General features: G+C 32.8%; 15 protein-coding genes. 10 read left to right on the top strand and 5 right to left on the bottom strand.

Annotated elements, in window-relative coordinates:
- Window positions 1-407: 407 nt before the first annotated feature.
- The 4 genes from IW20_RS16790 to IW20_RS16775 form a co-directional block, all read right to left on the bottom strand.
- Window positions 408-968 (bottom strand): hypothetical protein, encoded by a 561-nt coding sequence (locus IW20_RS16790; protein ID WP_035624866.1) that lies wholly within the window; start codon window positions 966-968, stop codon window positions 408-410.
- A 99-nt stretch (window positions 969-1,067) separates the two neighbouring features.
- Entirely contained in the window at window positions 1,068-2,018 is a 951-nt protein-coding gene (locus IW20_RS16785) for a D-2-hydroxyacid dehydrogenase (protein ID WP_035624864.1), read from the bottom strand.
- A gap of 192 nt (window positions 2,019-2,210) precedes the next feature.
- On the bottom strand, window positions 2,211-3,281 hold the full coding sequence (serC, locus tag IW20_RS16780) for a 3-phosphoserine/phosphohydroxythreonine transaminase (protein ID WP_035624860.1): 1,071 nt from the start codon (window positions 3,279-3,281) through the stop codon (window positions 2,211-2,213).
- 96 nt (window positions 3,282-3,377) lie between these two features.
- Window positions 3,378-4,439, bottom strand: a complete 1,062-nt coding sequence (locus IW20_RS16775; protein ID WP_035625021.1) for an acyl-CoA reductase — start codon at window positions 4,437-4,439, stop codon at window positions 3,378-3,380.
- 162 nt (window positions 4,440-4,601) lie between these two features.
- Between IW20_RS16775 and IW20_RS16770 the strand changes: the two genes are divergently transcribed.
- Window positions 4,602-4,952 carry a 4Fe-4S dicluster domain-containing protein gene (locus IW20_RS16770; RefSeq protein WP_035624858.1) on the top strand — a complete coding sequence of 117 codons (351 nt, stop codon included), beginning with the start codon at window positions 4,602-4,604 and terminating at the stop codon, window positions 4,950-4,952.
- 149 nt (window positions 4,953-5,101) lie between these two features.
- Window positions 5,102-6,265 (top strand): hypothetical protein, encoded by a 1,164-nt coding sequence (locus tag IW20_RS16765; RefSeq protein WP_035624855.1) that lies wholly within the window; start codon window positions 5,102-5,104, stop codon window positions 6,263-6,265.
- A gap of 70 nt (window positions 6,266-6,335) precedes the next feature.
- Here IW20_RS16765 and IW20_RS16760 read toward each other — a convergent pair whose 3' ends face one another.
- Complete coding sequence (locus IW20_RS16760; RefSeq protein ID WP_035624850.1) at window positions 6,336-8,969, bottom strand: TonB-dependent receptor; 2,634 nt, start codon at window positions 8,967-8,969, stop codon at window positions 6,336-6,338.
- A gap of 235 nt (window positions 8,970-9,204) precedes the next feature.
- On the opposite strand from IW20_RS16760, the gene ychF reads away from it, so the two are divergent.
- The 8 genes from ychF (at window position 9,205) to IW20_RS16720 (ending at window position 18,039) form a co-directional block, all read left to right on the top strand.
- A complete protein-coding gene (gene ychF, locus IW20_RS16755; RefSeq protein ID WP_035624847.1) occupies window positions 9,205-10,299 on the top strand; it encodes a redox-regulated ATPase YchF in 1,095 nt (364 codons plus the stop codon).
- Window positions 10,300-10,520: 221 nt separating this feature from the next.
- On the top strand, window positions 10,521-11,192 hold the full coding sequence (locus IW20_RS16750; RefSeq protein WP_035624844.1) for a hypothetical protein: 672 nt from the start codon (window positions 10,521-10,523) through the stop codon (window positions 11,190-11,192).
- Window positions 11,193-11,564: 372 nt separating this feature from the next.
- Window positions 11,565-12,476, top strand: a complete 912-nt coding sequence (locus IW20_RS16745; protein WP_035625019.1) for a YihY/virulence factor BrkB family protein — start codon at window positions 11,565-11,567, stop codon at window positions 12,474-12,476.
- An 18-nt stretch (window positions 12,477-12,494) separates the two neighbouring features.
- Window positions 12,495-13,019: an NADPH-dependent FMN reductase gene (locus IW20_RS16740; protein WP_035624842.1), complete on the top strand. Its 525-nt coding sequence runs from the start codon at window positions 12,495-12,497 to the stop codon at window positions 13,017-13,019.
- Between the two features lie 3 nt (window positions 13,020-13,022).
- Window positions 13,023-13,997 (top strand): transglutaminase domain-containing protein, encoded by a 975-nt coding sequence (locus IW20_RS16735; protein WP_035624841.1) that lies wholly within the window; start codon window positions 13,023-13,025, stop codon window positions 13,995-13,997.
- A 98-nt stretch (window positions 13,998-14,095) separates the two neighbouring features.
- Window positions 14,096-15,274 (top strand): nicotinate phosphoribosyltransferase, encoded by a 1,179-nt coding sequence (gene pncB / locus IW20_RS16730; RefSeq protein ID WP_035624838.1) that lies wholly within the window; start codon window positions 14,096-14,098, stop codon window positions 15,272-15,274.
- A 159-nt stretch (window positions 15,275-15,433) separates the two neighbouring features.
- Window positions 15,434-17,305 carry a DNA topoisomerase IV subunit B gene (locus IW20_RS16725; RefSeq protein WP_035624835.1) on the top strand — a complete coding sequence of 624 codons (1,872 nt, stop codon included), beginning with the start codon at window positions 15,434-15,436 and terminating at the stop codon, window positions 17,303-17,305.
- Window positions 17,306-17,409: 104 nt separating this feature from the next.
- Window positions 17,410-18,039 carry a hypothetical protein gene (locus IW20_RS16720; RefSeq protein ID WP_035624832.1) on the top strand — a complete coding sequence of 210 codons (630 nt, stop codon included), beginning with the start codon at window positions 17,410-17,412 and terminating at the stop codon, window positions 18,037-18,039.
- The last annotated feature ends 19 nt before the right edge of the window (window positions 18,040-18,058 follow it).

Genomic DNA, 18,058 nt, shown 5'->3' with positions numbered 1-18,058 from the left:
AAGGTTTTCTGTAGAGACGCACCGTAGTGCGTCTAAAAGGTTCTTAGGAAGGTGCTGAGTTACTAAGGTTCAAAGGGACAGAGGTTTTTTGTTGGGTTGCATAATATTTAGGTTCAAAGTTTTTCTGTTTAAACGCACCGCAGTGCGTCTAAAAGTTACAAAGTCACAAAGGTTTTCTGTAGAGACGCACCGTAGTGCGTCTAAAATATTTAGAGACACAGCATAGTATTGCATTTTTAATAAGGTTGTAAAATTTCAAGAAACATACTTACAAAAAAAACTGCTTACATTTATGTAAACAGCTTTTGATTATTTTTTAATTTAGAACCTTTAAGCGAACTGCGCTGCACCTCTCCAAGAAACCTTTGTCTCTTTGAACCTTATTGCCTCAGTACCTTCCTAGAAACCTATTTTCCGAATAGTTTACCAAGTAAACCTCCAATGCCACCGCTTTTATTTCCTAATTCCATAGCATCGCTAATATCAACTTTACCGTCGCCATTTTGGTCTAAACCAAATTGAGTTCCGTATTTTGAAATTGCATCCATGATACCCGAAGCTTGTCCGCCGTTACCTGAAATAGCACTAATAATATCAGAAATCTGGAAACTACTATCGCTTGAGTCTTTTGCTTTTCCTACAAGAGAACCTAAGATTTGAGGAATCATTCCGCTAGCTACACCATTAGATGCTTCGCTGCTTAATCCAAATTTTTCTCCAAGATTACCAGACAATTGTTGTGTTATTTGTTGCACAACAGGGTTTGAACTGTCAATAGGTGATTTTCCGCTAAATAAACTAGCGAGTTGTTCAGTACCACCTTCCGAAGCAATTTTTTGCAATCCTGCAAAAATAGAATTACTTGTTTCGCTTATTACAGCTTCATTTTGTTCATTAGGAACTGCGGGATTGTTTACGACAGCACTGCCGCTGTATTGTTGCACTAATTGGGTTAATTGCTCAAACATGATGTTTACATTTAGATTAGACGACAAATTTAATAAAAAGAAAGGGATTTACTACAAACTGTAATAAATCCCTTTAAAGTTAAACTATTTTTTAATTACTTAGCTCAACAGAGTAATAATTTGTGAAGCTAGTTCTGTACCAATTCTGTCTTGTGCCTCTCCAGTCGCGGCTCCAATATGCGGAGTTAATGAAATTTTAGAGTGCATTAAAATTGCCATTTCTGGTTTTGGTTCGCTTTCAAAAACGTCTAAACCTGCAAAAGCAACTTTTCCAGAGTCTAAAGCTTTAACTAAAGCTACCTCATCAATAACGCCACCACGAGCACAGTTTACAATACCTACACCGTCTTTCATGATAGCAAGTTCTTGCTCACCGATGATATAACCATTTTGAGCAGGAACGTGTAAAGTAATAAAGTCAGCTTCTTTAAATAAAGACTCTAATGATTGAGAAACGATAGTTGTAGTTATCGATTGTCCGTCAAAGAATTCAACTTTAACATCAACTTTAGGGATAAAACTATCCGCAGCGATAACTCTCATGCCTAAACCAAGAGCCATTTTTGCAGTAGCTTGACCAATACGGCCAATACCAACAATACCAAGAGTTTTACCTCTTAATTCAGTACCATTTGCGTAAGCTTTTTTCAAACCATCAAAGTTTGTATCACCTTCTAGAGGCATATTTCTGTTAGAATCGTGCAAGAAACGAACTCCATTAAATAAGTGTCCAAAAACTAATTCAGCCACAGATTCAGATGAAGAAGCTGGTGTGTTAATTACATGAATTCCTTTGCTTTTTGCGTATTCAACATCAATGTTATCCATACCAACACCACCACGACCAATAATTTTTAATCCTGGGCAAGCATCAATAATATCTTTACGTACTTTAGTTGCGCTACGCACTAAAACTACGTCTACATTATTTTCGTTTACAAAATTAGCAACTTGTTCCTGAGCCACTTTTGTAGTTATAACTTCAAATCCACCTTTTTCTAAGGCTAGAATTCCACTTTTAGAAATTCCATCATTTGCTAATACTTTCATTTTGTGTTTATGTCTTTGCGAGGAACGAAGTAATCTCATCCTCAATATTAATTTTTCTTTTTTGTTTAGGAGCTAATCCCGCTATTCGTTGCAATCTTTTTTGTTTTTAAAGAAAAAACAAAAAGGATTTCCACTTCTATCGGGGCTAGGGTTTCCAGATTCAATAGGAATTGCGATTAAACAATTAACCGATTAAACTTTAGACTCTAAAGCTTTCATTACATCCACCAATACCTGAACGCTTTCTATTGGCATTGCATTGTAAATAGATGCTCTATAACCACCAACTGAACGGTGACCTGGTAAACCAGAAATGTTAGCTTCTTTCCACATTGCATCAAATGTTGCCGTATGATCAGGATTGTTTAATAAGAAAGTAACGTTCATTTTAGAACGATCTTCAACCGCTGAAGCACCTTTAAATAAAGGGTTTCTATCAATTTCGGCATAAAGCAAAGCTGCTTTTGCATCATTTAATTTTTCAACAGCTGCAACACCACCTTTATTTTTAATCCATTGTAATGTTAGTAAAGAAACATAAACTGCAAAAACAGGAGGAGTATTATACATACTTTCTGCTTTAATATGTTTTGCATAATCTAACATGCTAGGAATAGTGCGTCCGCTTTTCTCTAAAATATCTTCTTTGATAACTACCAAAGTAGTTCCTGCAGGACCCATATTTTTTTGAGCTCCAGCATAAATTAAATCAAATTTAGAGTAATCTAAAACGCGAGAAAATATATCAGAACTCATGTCGCAAACCACTGGAACATTTGTTGCAGGGAATTCGTTCATTTGAGTTCCAAAAATGGTATTGTTACTTGTACAGTGAAAATAATCTGCGTCAGCAGGTATTTCGTAACCTTTTGGGATATGATTATAATTTTGTTCTTTTGACGAAGCTACAGTAATAGTTTCTCCAAAAACTTTTGCTTCTTTTATAGCTGCGGCTGCCCACGTTCCTGAATCTAAATAAGCTGCTTTTCCGTTTTCTTTCATCAAGTTATAAGGAGCCATTAAGAATGCTGTACTTGCGCCACCTTGTAAAAACAGGGCTTGATATCCTTTTCCTTGAAGTCCTAATAACTCTAAAGCAAGGGAACGAGCTTCTTCCATTACAGCAACGAAATCTTTACTTCGGTGCGAAATTTCTAGGATAGATAATCCTGAGTCATTAAAATTTAAAATAGCTTTTGATGCTTTCTCAAAAACTTCTTGAGGTAAGATACTAGGTCCTGCGCTGTAGTTGTGTTTTTTCATGGTGTAGTTAAATTCCAATTTTTTTTAGAAATGCAAATTTCGTGAATAGCGCTCGAAAAGTCGTTAAATTATTCGCAATAATTATGAAATTTTAACTTATGTTATTAACAAAAACGATATAGTATCAATATTGTCTGCATAATCCCACAAATCAGGAGTTTGCGTTTTTCCAAATGAAATACTGTTTTCTATTAAGTTATCGCTTACAATGCATTGAATTTGCTCATTTTCAGCTTGTAATCGTTGTTTTAAATCTTCGATGTTATTGTAAGTTTCGTAAAAAACACTTGAGATAGGAGAGGCGTGACTTACGTCTTCTTTTAAAGTTAAGAAGCCATTATCAAGTAATTTAAAATTACTCATTAAGAAAACGGCCTTGTTGTAGTCGTAATTGTTAGCATATTTTTCATAATGAATAACATCCTGATATTCGAAGATTGCTTCAAAAAAAGCATCAAATTTATATCCTTCAGGAACAAATAATTTAGAAACGTTACGACATCCTAAACCAAAATATCTGAATATATCTTCGCCTAAAGCCACAAGTTGCTCTTTGGTTTCTTTTCCGTTTAAAACAGCAACAGAGTTTCTGCTTTTTCGAATAATCGAAGGTTTATCTTTAAAATAATATTCAAAATAACGTGCTGTATTATTACTTCCTGTAGCAATTACGGCATCAAAATTTTCTAGTTTTCCTTCTACGAAAGTGATTTTATTAGCAAAATCTGGATTGATTGCAATAAGATATTTGGCTAAAAAAGGAAGCAAGTATTGATCATTAGAAGATGTTTTTACCAAGACATTATGTCCTGTAATTAAAACAGATAGAAAATCATGAAAACCTACCAGCGGAATGTTTCCTGCTAGAATTAAGGCTATGTTTTTATCTCCCTGAACAGCATCAAAAGAATAAGCCGAAAGCCATTTGTTTATATTCTCTTCAGTTAAAGCATTGGCCCATGATTGAATAGCAAAAAAAACTTGTTCAGGTGTGTACCAACCGTTATGTGATTGAGACAAGTGAATTAGTTTTATGAAATCATCAAAAAACAAGTCATTACTTAAAACATTATTATCTTTTTTACAATCATTTTCGGAAAATTGGCTCAAAAATTTGCCTAGTTCTATAAAAGATTGTTTTTTTTCGTTTTGTAACATAAGTAATTTGTTTATGAATAGTTTTGATTGTAATTTTGCACAAAAATAAGGATAAATAAGTCGAAAGTCAAAAGTCATTAAGTGATACAAAGCTAATAATGATTTTTTTGTTTTTTTTTGACTTTAAAACTTTACGACTTTTAACTTTAAGACTAAAAAACAATGGCGATAATTATTACCGACGAATGTATCAATTGTGGGGCTTGCGAACCAGAGTGCCCAAATACAGCAATCTATGAAGGTGCTGATGATTGGAGATACAAAGATGGAACAGCTTTAAAAGGAAAAGTAATTTTGCCAGACGGTACCGAGGTTGATGCTGATGATGCTCAAACTCCTATTTCTGACGAGGTTTATTATATCGTTCCTGGAAAATGTACAGAGTGTAAAGGTTTTCATGATGAACCACAATGTGCTGCAGTATGTCCTGTAGATTGTTGTGTACCAGATGATAATCATGTAGAAGATGAAGAAACGTTATTAAACAGACAAGCGTTTTTACATAACGAATAAATATAAAGTCTTTTTAGATTTTAAATATAAAATGAAATCCTGAGTTTACGCTCAGGATTTTTTTTTATACATACCTTTTTTTATGTATTCTATTGGTTTTTAATGTTTTATTTGTAGTTTTATAACGGTTAAATTTTTAACGTAAGCCTATGAAGAGACTGATACCTCTATTTATTGTATTTTTTAATGTTAGTATTTCTGCACAAAATACAGAATATTCTATTATAGTAAAGGATATAGAAACGCAGTTGCCTATAGAAAATGCAATGGTCGTTATAATGAAAACCAAACAAGTTTTAATGAGTAATGAAGAAGGAAAAGTAACTTTTATGTTAACCGGTGCTTCAAATATTCAGACTTCCGAGACAAATTATGAGAGCTTAACAACTCGTTGGATAGCTTTAAAAGAGAATGAATTTGTGATTTATTTAAAAAACAAGAAAAACAAACTGACAGAGATTGTTGTTTCTAAAGAGTCTCCACAAAAAATACTTCAGAAAATTGTTTCTAATTCCATAAAAAGACTCACGATGCCCTATCGACTTAAGGTGTATGTAAGAGAATATTTTATACTCGATGATAAATACTCTTATTATAATGATGGGTTAGTAAACTTTCAATTTACAGGAAAAAATAAAAAAGCAACTACCACATTATTAGTAGAGCAAAACCGTTCTTATGGTTTAATAGAAAAGGATGTAAGTGCAGATTTAAAAGGATATAACCTGAATGATATCATGGAGAACTATTCTAATCTGGATTATCTTGAACCTATTTTAGATTCAAAAGCAAAAAAAGAATATGATTTTATTATAAAAGGATTTCCTGGTAATAAAGATTATTATGTAATGAGCATTACCCCGTTGGATAAGACTAAGAAGGAGATGGATAGTTTTGAGGTGACTTATGATCATAAAAGAAAGGTAATAATGGGATTTACTTGTTCTTTAAATCCATCAACTCCAAGCGGAGAAGAAAAACCAGCAGTGGGTTCTAAAAATATTACACGGTCATTTATAAAAGTGAGTTACAGGATAGATGGAGCTGATTATTATTTATTAAATTCAAATGAAGAAATAGCTTACAATCTTGTTTTGAAGGATAATAAAGTCAAGAATATTCAGGTAAGGAATAGTTTTATAACAACCAATTTCAATAAACAAAACTTTACCTATAATGAGAGTGATGTTTTTAAAGAAAAAACACTCTTTAATAAAAAGAATAAAATTCTAACCAAATATTGGGATATTTCTGGGTTTACAGCTACAGACAAAGAAAAAGAAATAATAAGTTCTTTAGAGTTTAAAATGTAGCTTTCCTTAAAGATCTATAAATAAAAAATCCTGAGCATGCTCAGGATTTTTTATTATAATATATTTTAGATTAAAAAGTAAATCCAAGTCGGGCATAGTAATACGCTCCACTGAAACCCATTTGTACAGCATCCCAATATCCGCCAGCTTCAGTATTTCCTTGTTCATCTTGTTTTGTTGGGTAAACATTAAATAAGTTGTTGCTACCAACGCTTAATTTTAATGATTTAGTTAGTTGGTATCCTACGGTTAAATCTGTTACAATTCTTGGGTAATAGGTATCATCTTCATCACCATAATCTACTAAAACAACTTTGCTGAAATGAGTAAAAGCTAAGCCTGCGTCAAATTTATGACGGGCATAATTTAAGTTCAAGCCAAATTTATTTTTAGGAGCCGAAGCTAATAAAAATGCTCTGTCACGTCTTCCAAAAAAAGTCTCTTCGGGTAAATTACCATTTTTTATATTGTCAATTTTCATGTCATTTATGTTTCCTACCAGAGTTGCACTAAATAGAGACTCCCCAAACTTTTTCTTCCATGCAAAAACTAAGTCCAATCCAGTTGTTTTAGTATCTACACCGTTTACAAAAAATTGAGCTTCAGATACACCAATGTTTAGTGCAGTTGCATCAAAATAACCTGTAAGTACGATACGATTTTTTACTTTTATATAATAACCATCGACTGTTGCGGTAAAATCACCAAAAGTTGCTGTAAACCCCAAAGAGGCGTTTAATGCTTTTTCTTCATCTAGTTTTTGGATACCAAACGCACGGGTAATTGGGCTGTTATTTGGCGCAAGCAAAACTTCTGTTGCTCCACCAGCATTAAAGTTTGTAAAATGTAGATTGTAATAAATTTGTGCCAATGATGGAGCACGGAATCCTGTGCTTATAGAACCTCTAAAGTTGATATTTTTGCTCGCTTTTAAGCGCATAGCTAGTTTACCATTTAGAGTACTACCGAAGTCACTATAGTTTTCAAAACGAACTGCACCACTAATTAAGAAAGCGTCTGTAATATCTAGTTCGGCATCAGTATATAAAGATAGGTTGGTACGGCTTTTATCAACTGTATTTAGTGGGCTGTAGCCAGGGAAACCCTGAGAACCTCCAGGTCTTGGATTACCAGAAATTGGATCTATCGGAGCGCTTTGATTCGCAGGATCTCTTATCGGAATTCCGTTAGTGTCATAAGTAGCGTAAGAACCTTCGTCGCCAGCAAAAATGGTAAAATTTTCAGTACGATATTCAGCCCCAAAAGCTAAGTTTAATCCATTAAGTACAGAATCATAATTTTTTGAAAAATCAAAATTAGTAGTGTTTTGTGTAAGGGTATGACCTCCGGCATCAAACTCAGTTGGAGAAGCAGCTTGTAGGGAAGCATTTAAAGTTCCTTTTATGTAATAGTGAAAAAGGTTTTTTCCATACGTATTGCTAATGTCTATTTTCCAGCCACCAGTAGTTTCAGTTCTAAATCCTGCCGATAAAGAATTATCTATAATATTCGATGTAATTCTTGGTGTGTATCCACCGGGATATATAGATTCTACAACTCTTTCACCATCATTACGAGTAAATGCATAAGCATCAGTATCTCTGTAATTTCTTCCTCCAAAGGCGTAGAACTCTGTTTTATCCGAGATTGGAAGGGCAATATTTGCAAAAAGATTAAAACTCTGAATTGCAGCATCTCCAAAACCTTTTCTAAAATCGTAAGCAGGACGGAGTGTTTTGTTTTTATTGATGTATTCAGTAGTAAAATTAGCAAAACCACCTTTTTCTCCGATGGCAACACCATAATTGGCAGCAACTTTTACCGAACCACCATCAAAATCTTGATTCTTTCCATACGAATTTCCATTTCCGTTTTGATCCAAACGATATCCTTTGGTGTTAGGAGTTCCGGGAAGAAAATCACCTTTGGCTTTAGTGTTAAAAACCCCGTAAGTAACCGAACCGTTAAGTTCGTCAATATTGTCGTTTAAAACAATATTTATAACTCCCGCAATAGCATCCGAACCATATTGGGCAGCTGCGCCATCTCTTAAAATTTCAATTCTTTTTATAGAAGCAGCAGGAATTGCATTTAAGTCCGTTCCTGTATTTCCACGTCCGCGAGTTCCAAATAAATTTACAAGCGAAGATTGATGTCTTCTTTTTCCATTTATCAAAACCAAAGTCTGGTCAGGACCTAGACCTCTTAAAGAAGCCGGATCTACGTGATCTGCACCATCAGAACCAGATTGTTTATTAGCATTAAAAGATGGGGCTATGTATTGCAGTAATTGGTTAATTTCCAGTTTTCCGCTTTGCGTAGTAACATCCTTTATATTAATAATATCAATGGGTACGGCTGAGTTTACAACTGTCCTTTTAGTGTTTCTAGAGCCAACAATTACAACGTCTTTTAAGGTTTGTCCACCGTTTTCATTCATAGTAATGTCAATAATGCCATTTGTAGCGTTTCTTTCGGTATTAGTGTACCCAACATAGCTAAAAACTAATACAGCACCTTCTTTAACTTTAATAATGTAACCGCCTTGTATGTCGGTAGATACTCCATTGTTAGTTCCTTTTTCCATAATGTTTACCCCAGGGAGCGCTACGCCATTGTGGTCTTTTACGACGCCGCTGATTTCTTTTTGAGCAAAAAGAAATGTAATATTTAGTATAAATACTAATACTGTAAATTTTTTCATAATTAATTAAGTTTGGTTTTGTTGTTTGGTTAGATGTTTAGTTAAAAGTAATGTTTTTTAACAAAATATTAATATAATGTTTAAAATTTTTTAAGAGTTTATTCAAAAGTGTATTAATAAGCAGTTTTTGTTCGGCAACGAAGTATTAAATCTTATATTTGCAAACTTTTAAAAGCGAGAACATAAATTTCAGCAGAATTGAAGCGCTGCAAATAAAAATAAATAGAAACTACATATGAAAGCAGGAATTGTAGGATTACCAAATGTTGGAAAATCAACATTATTTAATTGTTTATCAAATGCAAAGGCACAAAGTGCAAACTTTCCGTTTTGTACAATCGAGCCAAATATTGGTGTTGTAAACGTACCAGATCCAAGAATTGAAAAATTAGAAGAATTGGTAAAACCAGAACGCGTACAAATGGCAACTGTAGATATCGTAGATATTGCAGGTTTGGTAAAAGGAGCAAGTAAAGGTGAAGGATTAGGAAATCAATTTTTAGGAAACATCAGAGAGTGTAATGCGATTATTCACGTTTTGCGTTGTTTTGATAATGATAATATTGTTCACGTAGATGGGAATGTAAACCCAATTCGTGATAAGGAAACAATTGATATTGAGTTGCAATTGAAAGATTTAGAAACTGTTGAAAAACGTTTAGAAAAAGTAAATCGTGCAGCTAAAACAGGAAATAAAGAAGCGCAGACAGAAAAAGCACTTTTAGATAGAATCAGAGAGGCATTATTACAAGCTAAATCGGCTCGTACGATTACACCTCAAAGTAATGATGAAGAGGTTTTAATGGAGTCATTTCAGTTAATTACTGCAAAACCAGTATTGTATGTTTGTAACGTTGATGAGAATTCAGCAGTAAGCGGAAACAAATATGTAGATCAGGTTCGTGAGTTGGTAAAAGATGAAGATGCCGAAGTTATTGTACTTTCAGTAGGAGCAGAAGCGGATATTACAGAATTAGAAAGCTACGAAGAGCGTCAGGTTTTTCTAGAAGATATGGGCTTACAAGAGCCAGGAGCATCAGTTTTAATTCGTGCTGCTTATAAATTATTGAAACAACAAACGTATTTTACTGCAGGAGTAAAAGAAGTTCGTGCTTGGACAATCAATATCGGAGCTACTGCACCACAAGCTGCTGGAGTTATCCATACAGATTTCGAAAAAGGATTTATCCGTGCCGAAGTAATCTCATACGAAGATTTCGTTCATTACGGTTCAGAAGCTAAAGCTAAAGAAGCTGGAAAATTTAAAGTAGAAGGAAAAGAATATATCGTAAAAGATGGAGATGTAATGCACTTCCGTTTTAACGTGTAATTTTCTTTAGAGAATAGAATAAAGAAATAAGAGAATAGACTAAAACTGCTGAAGAAATTCAGCAGTTTTTTTTATGCTTAAAATTAAAAGGGATTGCTTTTTACCATTAAGTAATTAACTTCCACTTTATCTGTAAAATCCGCGTGAAAAGAATTTTTGTGTTTGTTTTGATTTTTTTAACATTTGGCTTGAATTTTGGTAAAACTGACTAAAAGGAACTTATGAAAAAAATCAGTCTAATTTTAGGAATATTAATTGTTATATCATCTTGTAGAAAAGCTGATGCTGCACCTGCTGATGCCTTTACTTTGTATTTTGAAGCTCCACAACCGATTAATGATTCTGAGTTGGATAGGTTTCCTAACAAGTTTAAGGGATTGTATATGAATAGTGATTCTACATTTTTAAGAATTAATGAAAATACTGTGCAGTACGAATGGTATTATAATCTTATGATTCACAAACGAGAATTAGATTCTTTAAAAAGGAAGTATGATATTGTAGATGGGAAATTAATAATAAAAGATACAAATCAGAAATATGATATGATTTATAAAGGCGATTCGATACAATTGGAAGAGAAAAAAATCGACACATTATTTAGATTTTCATATTATAATAAAGCAAAACGAATTGATGGTAAATTGGTTTTAAACAAGCGTGATTCTATTTTTTGGACTGTTAGGATTTTATCAATAGAGAATGACGTATTAAGAATTAATAATATTCTTTTAATGGATGATTTGGAAAAATTAGATTCAATTACAGCTATTAAATCACAAAAACTAGATTCCACTTCTTTTGTGGTTAAGCCAACTCGTAGAGAATTTAAAAGCGTCTTGAAATTAAAGAATTTTGGATATCAGCAAGAATTCAAAAAAGTTTCAAAATAGCTTGATTTTAAATATGTAAAAAGGAAAACTGTTGAAGAGATTCAGCAGTTTTTTTGTTTTTATGATTAAGGAACTTAGAGAAGTTAAGTCTTAATGAAACTGAATGTCTTAATGGTTTTAAATTTTAATTTCTCAGAACCTATTTCCAGCTTTTCGTTTCCAGCTTTTTCAGTAAAACCTTTTTTGTAATACTATAAAAAGAGCTTCCGCTGGTCGCTTTTTTACAGTAACAAAAAATTGCTTTTCCTCTCAAAATGCTTTCCACTACAATCTGGGGTAATGATGGGTAAACTATAACATTTGCGCGGAATATGAGAATATATTTGTTTTTTTTAAATGCTTATATTTGAGAGAAATATTAATAAAAGTATTGTGAAAAAGGAAAATATAATATCCAAGTCGTGGTATTTGTTAAAAACGACAGTTTTAGAGTTTAACGATGATAACGCGATAAAATTAAGTGCAGCATTGGCGTATTATACCATTTTTGCCCTACCACCTTTGTTAATTATAATTATTACCATTTGTGGAGTGTTCTTCGGGGAAGATGCTGTTGCGGGAGAACTTTATGGTCAGATAAACGGATTAGTAGGAGATAGTGCCGCAATACAAATTCAGGAAACAATAAAAAATGTGCAGCTTTCAGGAAGTAATGTTTTTGCAACAGTTTTTGGAGTTGGAATGTTGTTAATAGGAGCATCGGGGGTTTTTGCCGAAATTCAGAGTTCTATTAATTTTATTTGGGGATTGCGAGCCAAACCAAACAAAGGATTTAAGAAGTTTGTTCAGAATCGTTTAATGTCATTCTCAATGATAGTATCGGTAGGATTCTTAATGCTTGTGAGTCTTTTTGTAAGTACTATTCTGGATTTAATGAGCGAACGTTTAAAGCTATATTTTCCAGAAAGCACGGTTTATTTGTTTAATGTAGTAAATCTGTTCATTGTCTTGATTAGTATTACCTTGCTATTTGCAATTATATTTAAAGCATTACCAGATGGAATTATAAAATGGAAGGATGCTTTTATTGGGGCAAGCTGTACTGCAGTGCTTTTTATGATTGGAAAATTTGGAATAGGATTTTATTTAGGAAGTTCTACAACAGCATCGGTTTATGGGGCGGCAGGTTCTGTAATAATAATTCTGGTTTGGGTCTATTATTCGGCAATTATTCTGTATTTTGGAGCTGAATTTACAAAGGTATATGCTAGGTCATATGGAGGTAATATTTACCCCAACGAATACTCAGTAGAAATAAAAAAAGAAATCTTAGAAATAGAGTAAATCTTTAAAACTAAAAACATGAAAATAATAGCTTTTGGAGGAAGTAATAGTCAGCATTCCATCAATAAAAAACTGGCAACATATGCTGCAAATCAATTTAGTAATGCCAACGTAGAAGTCCTGGATTTAAATGATTTTGCTATGCCATTATTTAGTGTAGATGTCGAAAAAGAAATAGGACAGCATCCGACAGCAAAAGCTTTTCTAGGAAAATTAGCAGAAGCGGATGTTTTGGTAGTTTCTATGGCAGAAAATAACGGGAATTATTCAGTTGCTTTCAAGAATGTTTTTGATTGGTGTTCGCGTATCGAGAAAGATATTTTTCAGCATAAACCAATGTTACTATTAGCTACATCGCCAGGAGCTAGAGGTGGAGCTTCGGTTTTAGAAATTGCCACAAAATTGTTCCCTCGTTATGGTACTGAGATAAAAGCAAGTTTTTCATTGCCGAGTTTTAATGCTAATTTTGATTTAGAGGAAAATAAAATATCAAATACAGAGTTAGATAAAGAACTAAAAGACATTATTAAGTCTAGTTTTTAACCGATGATAAAAAAGATTGCCTTTATATTTTTTTTTCTGAATTATATCTTTTTGTGTCCAGCTTATTCACAAAAATACAATGCGATTGATAATATTGTACGGAAATACCCAAAACATTTTAGTTCAACGGAAGATTTAGCAGCGAAAATTCAAAAAGATTTTACTTCAGAATATGATAAGGCAAGAGCTATTTATAGTTGGATTGCTTTAAATATAAAATATGATTATAAAGCTTATTTAATTCCGCAGAAGCCAGTACAATTTAGTTATAGAAATGAAGCTGAAAAGCAAAAACAAATAGAGTTAATAAAGGAAAAAATATGGCAAAAGGCATTTGATTCTCAAAAAGCAGTTTGCGAAGGTTTTACGCTTTTGTACCAACGTTTGGCTTCTTTGACAGGTTTAAAATCTCAAGTAATTCGTGGTGATTCTAAGCAATTATTGACAGACATAGGTAGGGGAAAATTATTATCTAATCATGCATGGAATATTGTTCAGGTTGACGGAAAATGGATTTTGGTCGATGTAACTTGGGGACAAGGATATTATGATAGCAATAAAAAAGTGATGGTGAATTATTTTAATTCAGTTCATTTTGATACAGATCCAAAGTACTTTTTTGCGAAGCATTTTCCTGATTCAGGGATGTATCTGGATCGTAAATTAAATCAAGAAGATTTTTTAAACGGACCTTTGATCTATGATAAAACAATTGAAGAGAATCTTGAAATCTTAAAGCCTGATTCAGGAATAATTAAAGCCAATGATGGTGATAAAATAACTTTTAAAATAAATAACATTTCAAAATCTGATACATTTTATTATTTAAAAAAGGGTCAGCCAGCTAAAGTAGAAAATCCAAAAGAAGTAAGAGGAACTTTAGAATTTCAGATTACTTATGATAAAAAAATGGGCTCGTTTATTACCTTTTTTCTCTATCAGAATAGTGTCGCTTCTTTTAAGATAATTTCAAAGTAGAGATAATTAAAGAAGGGTGTTTGGATAGTTTTCTTTTTTTGTCGAATTGCTGTATCTTAGCAATCAAAGTTTTTTAAAATTAATAAAGCAATTTGAGTATGGGAACTATCTTCCTGAAATCAATACTAGATAACGATTTCTATAAATTTACGATGCAGCACGCTGTAATTAAGCTATTTCCTAAAGCAAAAGTACGGTATAAATTTATAAACAGAGGAAAACACACTTTTCCTCCGGGCTTTGCTGTTTTATTGCGTCATTCGGTCGAAGCAATGACAAAATTGCAATTGACTCAAGAAGAGAAATTATATTTAAAGAAACATTGTCCGTATTTAGATCCTACCTATTTGGATTTTTTGCAAGGATATAGTTTTGATGCTTCTGAGGTTGAGATAGAGCAAGTAGGTTCAGATTTAGATATTACAATCGAAGGATTCTGGTATCGTACCATTTTATGGGAAGTGCCATTGATGGCTTTAATTTCGGAACTTTTTTATGCGTCTCAGGGGTTAGAAAGAATAGACGATAAAGCAGTTCAGGATATTACTAAAAAGAAAATAGAAAGTTATAATGCTTTGGGAGCTACTATTTTGGAGTTTGGTACAAGACGACGTCATTCGTATAAAGTACATACCTTGGTTAATGAAACATTAGCGCTTTATGGTCAGGAAAGTTTTCTTGGTACAAGTAATGTCCATTTGGCAATGCTTAACGGTAAACGACCGTTGGGAACTCATGCGCACGAATGGTTTATGTTTCATGCGGCACAATATGGGTTTAAAGTGGCTAATATAGTTGGTTTAGAAAACTGGACACAGGTTTATGGGGGTGATTTAGGAATAGCCTTGACAGATACATATACAACGGATGTGTTTTTTGAACAATTTGATAAAAAGTATTCTAAGCTTTTTGATGGGGTTCGACATGATAGTGGAGATCCAATCGAATTTGCTAAAAAAATAATTGCACATTACACAAAACTCGGAATCGATCCTAAATCGAAAATCATAGTTTTTTCCGATTCATTAAATTTAGAAAAAGTAAAAGTTATATCGGATTTCTGTAAAGACAAGATAAAAATGTCATTCGGAATTGGTACAAATTTCACCAATGACGTAGGTTTGCCAGCTATGAATATGGTTATAAAATTAACCGAAACTAAACCCGATTTTACGCATTGGGAAGGAGTTGTGAAGCTTTCTGACGAAAAAAACAAAAATACGGGAACTCCCGAAATGATTGCTTTGGCAAAACAAGTTTTGGGTATTAAGTCCTAAAATATTGTTTAAAAGGCATTTTTTTTATGAATTTAATGAGTATCTGTTTTTAATTTAAATAAATGCGTTTAAAAGATACTTTTATTGATAACTTTCAAAAGATTGACTTTCATTTTTTAAGGAGATATAGTACATTAGCAAAAAATCCAAAATTCATTTATGCTAGAGCAAAATCAATATAACGAAGATAATATTCGATCACTCGACTGGAAAGAACATATTCGTATGCGCCCCGGAATGTATATCGGGAAATTGGGAGATGGATCTTCGCCAGATGATGGTATTTATATTCTTTTAAAAGAGGTTTTAGACAACTGTATCGATGAGTTCGTTATGGGTGCAGGAAAAACTATTGAGGTGACTATCAGAGATAAAACCGTTTCGGTTCGTGATTATGGCCGTGGAATTCCTCTAGGGAAAGTTGTCGACGTAGTTTCAAAAATGAATACAGGAGGAAAATATGACTCCAAAGCTTTCCAGAAATCAGTAGGTTTAAATGGAGTAGGAACCAAGGCTGTAAATGCACTTTCTAACTATTTTCGTGTAGAATCTGTAAGAGATGACAAACAAAAAGCAGCCGAATTTTCAGCAGGAAATTTGGTTCAAGAAGAAGAAGTAATTGATACTACAAAGCGAAAAGGGACAAAAGTAACTTTTGTTCCGGATGAAGCTATTTTTAAAAATTATAAATTCCGTTTAGAATATGTCATAAAAATGGTTAAAAACTATTGTTACCTAAACAATGGTTTGACTATTATTTTTAATGGCGAAAAATATTATTCTGAAAATGGTCTTAGAGATTTATTAGAAGAAACAATTAACGCTGAGGATTTAGAATATCCGATTATTCATTTAAAAGATACGGATATCGAGATTGCTTTAACCCACAGTAAAACACAATATAGCGAAGAGTACCACTCTTTTGTAAACGGACAAAATACAACACAAGGAGGAACGCACTTAGCGGCTTATAGAGAAGCTATTGTAAAAACCATTCGTGAGTTTTACAATAAAAGTTTTGAAGCCTCAGATGTACGTAAATCTATTGTAAGTGCGATTAGCATCAAGGTAATGGAGCCTGTATTTGAATCTCAGACCAAAACCAAATTAGGTTCGATGGATATGGGATCTGATGACGGAACGCCACCAGTATCAGTTCGTACTTTTGTAAATGATTTTGTAAAGAATAAATTAGATAATTATTTACATAAAAACCCTCCAACTGCAGAAGCGTTACTTCGTAAAATTTTGCAGGCAGAAAGAGAGCGTAAAGAGTTATCTGGAATTAGAAAATTAGCAACAGATCGTGCTAAAAAAGCCAATCTACATAATAAAAAGCTAAGAGATTGCCGTGCGCATCTTCCAGATACAAAGAATCCTAGAAACTTAGAAAGTACCCTTTTTATTACCGAGGGAGATTCGGCTTCGGGATCTATTACTAAATCACGTGATGTAAATACACAAGCAGTTTTTAGTTTGCGTGGTAAGCCTTTGAACTCATACGGAATGACAAAGAAAATTGTGTATGAAAATGAAGAATTCAATTTACTACAAGCCGCTTTAGATATTGAAGACGGATTAGAAAAATTACGATATAATAATATTGTAATCGCAACCGATGCCGATGTCGATGGTATGCACATTCGCTTGTTATTGATTACTTTTTTCTTGCAATTTTTCCCAGAATTAATAAAAGAAGGACATTTGTATATCTTGCAAACACCACTTTTTAGGGTTCGAAACAAGAAAGAAACCATTTATTGTTATTCTGAAGACGAACGAAAAGCGGCTATCGAAAAATTAAAACCAAAGCCAGAAATCACACGATTTAAAGGTTTGGGAGAGATTTCGCCTGATGAGTTCAAGAATTTCATTGGAGAAACGATTCGTCTTGATCCTATTATGATGGATAAAAATACATCGATAGAACAGTTGCTATCTTTCTATATGGGTAAAAATACACCAGACAGACAAGAATTTATTATCAAGAATTTGAAAGTTGAACTAGACGCGATAGAGGAGGAAGTTTAGTTTTAAAAATACACAACAGTGTTGCGGGAATTGAAAAATTTTGAATTTCGTCAACACTGATGACGAAATAGGTTCTTTATAATTGATTAAGATAAATTAATTGAATGAAGAAAATAATATTTTTTATTACCACCATTTTAGTTTTGATTTCTTGTAAAAAAGAGAAGACAGAAACTCCAATTGATATGACAGGAGAGAAAGTTGTTAAATCAGTAAATAACGTAATTAAAAAGAGAGATCTTCCATTAAAAAATTTTTCTAAAATTGAGATAGTATCTTATTACAATAGGATGGTTTGGGATACCACAACAGTTAATGGTAAACATTCATTTAATAAAATATTAGTCGATAATTATAAATTAACTTTTGATAGTACAATGATACAAGAGAGAGTTATTTTGAATAAAATTCAGGAGAAAGAACTTCTGAATTTAATTATCTCTGATACTTGTAATACGGGAGAAACTCCGGCAGATTGTTATAAACCACGGCATATGATTTTATTTAGAGATAGTAAAAATCGAATTGTTGGTTATAACGAGTTTTGTATAAGTTGTGCTTATGGCAGAAATTCTAGTAATTTGGATGGATTTCAAAAATATTGCTATTCAGATATGGATCGATTATTTAAGAAATTCGGAATTAAGCTTTTTGTAGAAGAAGGTGATGAAGATGTAGAGGCAGAAAATAAAGAATATGACTTTCTAAAGCATAAAGGTTATATAAAAAATTAAAATTTATTAATACTGAAAA

Origin of the sequence: Flavobacterium hydatis (assembly GCF_000737695.1) — a bacterium.
GTDB classification, from domain to species: domain Bacteria; phylum Bacteroidota; class Bacteroidia; order Flavobacteriales; family Flavobacteriaceae; genus Flavobacterium; species Flavobacterium hydatis.
This window is presented reverse-complemented; position numbering and strand designations above follow the sequence as displayed.